Annotated in this window: 5 protein-coding genes, 1 tRNA gene and 2 pseudogenes; 2 read left to right on the top strand and 6 right to left on the bottom strand. The window is 50.3% G+C overall.

Annotated elements, in window-relative coordinates; all coding sequences use genetic code 11:
• Together A7589_RS21770 and A7589_RS23750 are read left to right on the top strand one after the other, a co-directional pair.
• A pseudogene (locus tag A7589_RS21770) lies at positions 1-568 on the top strand (N-acetylneuraminate epimerase); the annotation flags it as partial.
• A 35-nt stretch (positions 569-603) separates the two neighbouring features.
• A pseudogene (locus tag A7589_RS23750) lies at positions 604-1209 on the top strand (sialate O-acetylesterase); the annotation flags it as partial.
• Between the two features lie 284 nt (positions 1210-1493).
• Here A7589_RS23750 and A7589_RS23745 read toward each other — a convergent pair.
• From A7589_RS23745 to ftsH, 6 genes are all read right to left on the bottom strand, one after another.
• Complete coding sequence (locus tag A7589_RS23745; protein WP_423779530.1) at positions 1494-1637, bottom strand: hypothetical protein; 144 nt, start codon at positions 1635-1637, stop codon at positions 1494-1496.
• A 217-nt stretch (positions 1638-1854) separates the two neighbouring features.
• Positions 1855-1941, bottom strand: a tRNA-Leu gene (locus tag A7589_RS21760).
• Between the two features lie 12 nt (positions 1942-1953).
• Complete coding sequence (gene secG, locus A7589_RS21755; RefSeq protein WP_010355251.1) at positions 1954-2292, bottom strand: preprotein translocase subunit SecG; 339 nt, start codon at positions 2290-2292, stop codon at positions 1954-1956.
• 227 nt (positions 2293-2519) lie between these two features.
• Complete coding sequence (gene glmM, locus A7589_RS21750; protein WP_000071137.1) at positions 2520-3857, bottom strand: phosphoglucosamine mutase; 1338 nt, start codon at positions 3855-3857, stop codon at positions 2520-2522.
• On the bottom strand, positions 3850-4698 hold the full coding sequence (gene folP, locus A7589_RS21745; RefSeq protein WP_000764705.1) for a dihydropteroate synthase: 849 nt from the start codon (positions 4696-4698) through the stop codon (positions 3850-3852). The genes glmM and folP overlap by 8 nt, the downstream gene beginning before the upstream one ends.
• 89 nt (positions 4699-4787) lie before the next feature.
• A complete protein-coding gene (gene ftsH / locus A7589_RS21740; protein ID WP_001107477.1) occupies positions 4788-6722 on the bottom strand; it encodes an ATP-dependent zinc metalloprotease FtsH in 1935 nt (644 codons plus the stop codon).
• Positions 6723-6813 lie beyond the last annotated feature (91 nt).

Genomic DNA, 6813 nt, shown 5'->3' with positions numbered 1-6813 from the left:
AGTTGGAGTCATTACCAATAAGTTCCTGTTGTCTTTTGATCCCTCTACACAGCAATGGAGTTACGCTGGCGAATCTCCTTGGTACGGCACGGCTGGTGCGGCGGTAGTAAATAATGGTGATAAAACCTGGCTTATTAATGGCGAAGCAAAACCAGGGCTGCGAACTGATGCTGTATTTGAGCTTGATTTCACCGGCAATGGCATAAAATGGAATAAACTTTCTCCCGTCTCCTCACTGGATGGCGTAGCTGGCGGTTTTGCAGGTATTAGCAATGACTCTCTTATATTTGCCGGAGGAGCCGGATTCAAAGGTTCACGGGAAAATTACCAGAACGGTAAGAACTATGCGCATGAAGGTCTGAAAAAATCGTATAGCGCCGATATTCATCTTTGGCATAACGGGAAATGGGAGAAATCTGGCGAACTGTCGCAAGGTCGGGCCTACGGAGTATCATTGCCCTGGAATAATAATTTATTGATTATTGGCGGTGAAACTACGGGTGGCAAAGCTGTGGCGGACTCAGTGTTGCTCTCTGTGAAAGATAATAAAGTTACTGTGCAAAACTAACTTTTCAGGGCTCCAGCAAAGGAGCCCTGCGCTCAATGGCTCATCACCCGTTGTCATTTCAATTACGCATATATATGAACACGATAACATCGCCCGATTATTACTATGTTCTTACCGTTGCCGGTCAATCTAATGCCATGGCATATGGCGAAGGACTCCCGTTACCAGACAGTGAAGATGCGCCTCACTCCAGAATAAAACAACTGGCAAGATTTACACAGACGCATCCCGGTGGCCCGTCATGTCAATTTAATGACATTATTCCACTGACTCACTGCCCACACGATGTTCAGGATATGCGGGATTATCACCATCCTCTGGCAACGAATCATCAAACACAATACGGTACAGTTGGACAGGCACTGCATATTGCGCGGAAATTACTGCCCTTCATTCCTGATAATGCTGGCGTTCTCATCGTTCCTTGTTGCCGTGGCGGATCGGCTTTTACCGCAGGCTGCGAAGGGACATATTCAGAACAACACGGAGCCAGCTATGATGCATGTCGTTGGGGAACGGATACTCCGCTGTATCAGGATTTAGTCAACAGAACGCGAGCTGCTCTGGCGAAGAATCCGCTGAATAAATTCCTCGGCGTATGCTGGATGCAGGGCGAATTTGACTTAATGACGAGTGACTACGCGTTACACCCTCAATATTTTAATAATATGGTTGAAGCTTTTCGGAAGGATTTAAAGCAGTACCGTTCTCAGCTTCTGAATACTAACACTTCCGCTGCTCCGTGGTTCTGCGGCGATACCACCTGGTACTGGAAAGAAAATTATCCTCATGCGTACGAAACTCTTTATGGCAATTATAAAAAGAATGTCTTAGCCAATATTATTTTTGTCGGCTTCCAGCAACAAGACGAACGAGGGCTGACGAACGAGCCTGATGAAGATCCGGATGATTTAAGCACGGGATATTACGGTTCAGCGTACCGAACACCAGAAAACTGGACAACGGCGCTACGAAGCAGCCATTTTAGCTCGGCAGCCCGCCGGGGGATTATTTCCGACAAATTTGCTGACGTTATTTTGCGGTTTTGGCGTGAAGAGTGAGCACTCACAAATTTGAGTTATGCGCATCCATCAATGCTCTGGACTCTGTTGGTAATCTTCCGCCCCTTCAAACTGTATCTACAACAATTATGTAATCACAACCTATGCAACATAGGGCGATTGCGCTTGTAGAAAACAATGATGCAGAAAACATTGTTTAACGCTATTCAGGACGGATCACAGATACAAAAAAAGACGCTTTTCAGCGTCTTTCTTTCGGAATATTGGTACTGAGGATGGGACTCGAACCCACAAGCCCGTTAGGGCACTACCACCTCAAGGTAGCGTGTCTACCAATTCCACCACCTCAGCACAGATACTATCTTAGTTCGGGATATCGCTGGTCGGCTTAGCCGGAGCAGCTGGCTGAGTTTGTTCGGTTTTCACCGGGGCACTCAGATTTTCCCATTCGCTACCTTTATTGGTTTTGTTGCTGTTGATGTTGATGTTACCCAGCACCAGACTGATGATGAAGAACAACGTTGCCAGCACAGCCGTCATACGGGTCATGAAGTTACCAGAACCACTTGAACCAAACAGCGTAGCGGAAGCGCCTGCTCCGAAGGAGGCTCCCATATCAGCGCCTTTACCTTGCTGCAGCATGATCAGACCAACAAGGCCAATTGCTACAATAAGGAAAACTACTAAAAGAGCTTCGTACATAATCAACCTGTTCCTTGCGGAGTTACCGCGTACCAATGCTTCAACCAATAAAGCGAGAAAATTTAATCTTTCCCACTGAAGCGGGTGTGAATACTAACCAAAGCGAATGACCTTCGCAAGGGCAATTTTATTGCATTGTATCAACTGCGGAAAAAAACAGCAAAATCGATGTACATAAGAAAAACAAAGGCGACAATCGCCGCCTTTTTAGCCTGTTAGTTATCGCATTAAACCGCTTTTACCGCATCAGCAATACGGTGTGCAAACTCGGTGACCTGCGCTTCGTCTTCACCTTCGACCATCACGCGAATTAACGGCTCGGTGCCGGATTTACGCAACAGCACACGCCCACGGCTACCCAGCGCCGCTTCAACTTCGGCGGTCACGGCTTTAACTGACTCATGCTCCAGCGGATCGCCGCTGCCTGCGGTATAACGCACGTTAACCAGAATCTGCGGGAACATTTTCATGCCACTGCAAAGGTCGTGCAGGCTCATATGGTTACGCGCCATCGCCGCCAGCACCTGCAAACCAGCAACAATGCCGTCACCGGTAGTGGTTTTATCCAGCAGGATCACATGACCGGAGTTCTCTGCACCGATACGCCAGCCTTTTTCCTGCATTTTTTCCAGTACGTAGCGGTCGCCCACTTTCGCACGCGCAAATGGAATGCCTAACTGTTTCAGCGCCAGTTCCAGCCCCATGTTGCTCATCAATGTACCCACCGCGCCACCACGCAGCTGACCCTGACGAAGGCCTTCACGCGCGATGATATACATGATCTGATCGCCATCGACTTTATTGCCTTCATGGTCAACCATAATCACGCGGTCGCCGTCGCCGTCAAACGCAATGCCGAGATCCGCTTTTTCAGCCAATACGCGTGCCTGTAGCGCACGAACATCAGTTGCCCCCACTTCGGCATTGATGTTTACGCCGTTCGGCTCACAACCGATGGCGATTACGTTCGCTCCCAGCTCGCGCAGCACGTTCGGCGCGATGTGATAAGTCGCGCCATTGGCGCAATCCACCACAATCTTCAGTTCACTGAGGCTAAGTTCGTTCGGGAATGTGGCTTTGCAAAATTCGATATAGCGACCCGCAGCATCAACGATACGGCTGGCTTTACCCAGTTCTGCCGAATCAACGCAGCTGATCTCTTTTTCCATTTCCGCTTCGATGGCCTCTTCTACCGCATCCGGTAGTTTGGTGCCGTCGATAGAGAAGAATTTAATGCCGTTATCGTAGAACGGGTTATGCGATGCGGAAATCACTATCCCGGCCTCTGCGCGGAAGGTACGCGTCAGATAAGCCACTGCCGGTGTTGGCATCGGGCCAGTAAAAAGCGCGGAAAGTCCCGCTGCCGCCAGGCCGGCTTCCAGCGCCGACTCCAGCATATAGCCAGAAATACGCGTGTCTTTACCAATAATGATCTTACGGGAGCCGTGGCGCGCCAGTACTTTACCCGCAGCCCAGCCCAGTTTAAGCACAAAATCAGGGGTGATCGGCGCATCCCCAACACGACCACGAATCCCGTCGGTCCCGAAATATTTACGATTACTCATAGCGTTTGTTTTCCTTTGCAGACAGAGTGGCTTCCACCACTCGCATCGCTTCTACGGTTTCTTTGACGTCATGAACACGAATGATGTGCGCGCCCTGCATCGCAGCAATAACTGCACAGGCCAGACTACCGCTCAGGCGTTCGGACGGCCCCACGTTCAGCAGTTGTCCAATCATCGATTTTCGTGACATACCCACCAACAGCGGCAGGTTGAAATGGTGAAATTCAGCCAGACGCGCCAATAATGAATAGTTATGGTGGAGATTTTTACCGAAACCGAATCCCGGGTCGAGCAACAATTTCTCTTTTGCGATACCCGCCTGCTCACAACGTGCTATTTGCTCAATAAAGTAGCGATTAACTTCGGCAAAGACATCGTCATACTTCGGGGCTTCCTGCATGGTCTTTGGATTTCCCTGCATATGCATCAGGCATACGGGTAAACCAGTTTCCGCAGCCGCTTCCAGAGCGCCAGGTTCGGAAAGGGAGCGGATATCGTTAATGATGTGAGCGCCCACTTTCGCCGATTCACGGATAACTTCCGGTTTGGAGGTATCCACAGAGATCCAGACTTCGAATCGTTGCGCAATTGCCTCAACCACCGGAATAACACGTTGCAACTCTTCTTCAACACTCACTTCCGCTGCACCTGGACGAGTGGACTCTCCACCAACGTCGATAATCGTCGCGCCAGCGTTGATCATCAGATTCGCATGTTTCACTGCATCAATCAGTGAGTTATGCGTACCGCCATCAGAAAAAGAATCTGGCGTGACGTTGAGGATCCCCATCACGTGAGGATGGCTAAGATCCAGTGAAGTGTCCTGGGCAAAGAGTTTCATGGTGTTATCCCTGGTATGAATTGATAAGAAAAAACCCCGGAGCACGCCCCGGGGTTTTCGGTACAAATACAGTCATCTGATACGGGAACTTACTTGTCGCCTAACTGCTCTGACATGGTGTTACCCGGATTTGGCGTACGTGGTTCATCAACCGGACGTGGCGCCTTTGGTGTGCCATTATTGTCAGAATTGTTAGATGCTCCCGACTCATCCCAACCCGCAGGCGGGCGTACATCGCGACGAGCCATCAAGTCATCAATCTGCGGTGCATCTATGGTCTCATATTTCATGAGTGCATCTTTCATCGCATGAAGGATATCCAGGTTGTCGTTCAACAATTGACGCGCACGATTGTAGTTACGTTCAATCAGTGACTTCACTTCCTGGTCGATGATACGCGCGGTTTCATCGGACATATGTTTTGCTTTCGCCACGCTACGACCGAGGAAAACTTCACCTTCTTCTTCCGCATACAGCAGCGGACCGAGTTTTTCAGAGAAGCCCCACTGGGTCACCATGTTACGCGCCAGGTTAGTCGCAACTTTAATATCGTTCGACGCACCGGTAGAAACATGTTCTGGTCCGTAGATGATCTCTTCTGCCAGACGACCGCCGTACAGGGTACTAATCTGGCTTTCCAGTTTCTGTCGGCTGGCGCTGATTGCGTCGCCTTCAGGCAGGAAGAAGGTCACACCCAGCGCACGACCGCGCGGGATAATCGTTACTTTGTGCACCGGATCGTGTTCCGGCACCAGGCGACCGATAATCGCATGACCAGCTTCGTGGTAAGCAGTCGATTCTTTCTGCGCTTCCGTCATCACCATGGAGCGACGTTCCGCACCCATCATGATTTTGTCTTTCGCTTTCTCGAACTCAACCATCGAAACGACACGTTTATTGCCACGCGCGGCGAACAGTGCAGCTTCGTTCACCAGGTTCGCCAGGTCTGCACCGGAGAAGCCTGGTGTGCCACGAGCAATAATTGCCGCATCAACATCTGGCGCCAACGGTACGCGACGCATATGAACTTTCAGGATTTGCTCACGACCACGCACATCTGGCAGACCAACCACAACCTGACGGTCGAAACGACCAGGACGCAGCAGTGCCGGGTCGAGAACGTCCGGACGGTTAGTCGCCGCGATAACGATGATACCTTCGTTACCTTCGAAGCCGTCCATCTCAACCAGCATCTGGTTCAGAGTCTGTTCACGTTCATCATGACCACCACCCAGACCAGCGCCACGCTGGCGGCCTACGGCGTCGATTTCATCGATGAAGATGATGCACGGTGCCGCTTTCTTCGCCTGTTCGAACATGTCACGCACACGAGATGCACCAACACCGACGAACATTTCTACGAAGTCAGAACCGGAGATGGTAAAGAACGGAACTTTCGCTTCACCTGCAATAGCTTTCGCCAGCAGCGTTTTACCCGTACCCGGAGGACCGACCATCAGGACGCCTTTCGGGATCTTACCGCCCAGTTTCTGGAAGCGGCTCGGCTCACGCAGATACTCAACCAGTTCGGCAACTTCTTCTTTTGCTTCGTCGCAACCCGCAACATCAGCAAAGGTCGTTTTGATCTGATCTTCCGTCAACATGCGCGCTTTGCTCTTACCGAACGACATCGCGCCTTTACCGCCGCCGCCCTGCATTTGACGCATGAAGAAGATCCAGACACCAATCAGCAACAGCATCGGGAACCATGAAATGAAGATAGAAGCCAACAGGCTTGGCTCTTCAGGCGGTTCACCGACAACCTTGACGTTCTTGGTCAGCAGGTTATCCAGTAGTTTCGGATCCTGAACCGGAATGTAAGTGGTATAACGGTTACTATCTTTCTTGGTAACGTTGATTTCACGTCCGTTGATACGCGCTTCACGAACCTGGTCGTTATTGACCTCTTGTAGGAAGGTAGAGTAATCCACCTTACGGCCATTAGACTCGCTGGGCCCAAAGCTCTGGAATACTGACATCAGCACAACGGCAATGACCAGCCAGAGTATTAGGTTTTTCGCCATGTCACTCAAGGGATTAACCTCTTATTACAACTGTGTTAAAAACAGCGTCAGGATACTCTATATCCAGCATCTTTCAAACTTTCGTCTGAAA

The sequence above is a fragment of the Escherichia sp. MOD1-EC6475 genome, from assembly GCF_003046645.1.
Taxonomy (GTDB): Bacteria; Pseudomonadota; Gammaproteobacteria; order Enterobacterales; family Enterobacteriaceae; genus Escherichia; species Escherichia ruysiae.
Note: the sequence above shows the minus strand (reverse complement) of the source record. Positions and strands in the feature narration are given on the sequence as shown.

Excerpts from the sequence above, each read along its gene's own strand:
- secG (WP_010355251.1), bottom strand. The coding sequence starts at position 2,292 with ATGTACGAAGCTCTTTTAGTAGTTTTCCTTATTGTAGCAATTGGCCTT.
- glmM (WP_000071137.1), bottom strand. The coding sequence starts at position 3,857 with ATGAGTAATCGTAAATATTTCGGGACCGACGGGATTCGTGGTCGTGTT.
- folP (WP_000764705.1), bottom strand. The coding sequence starts at position 4,698 with ATGAAACTCTTTGCCCAGGACACTTCACTGGATCTTAGCCATCCTCAC.
- ftsH (WP_001107477.1), bottom strand. The coding sequence starts at position 6,722 with ATGGCGAAAAACCTAATACTCTGGCTGGTCATTGCCGTTGTGCTGATG.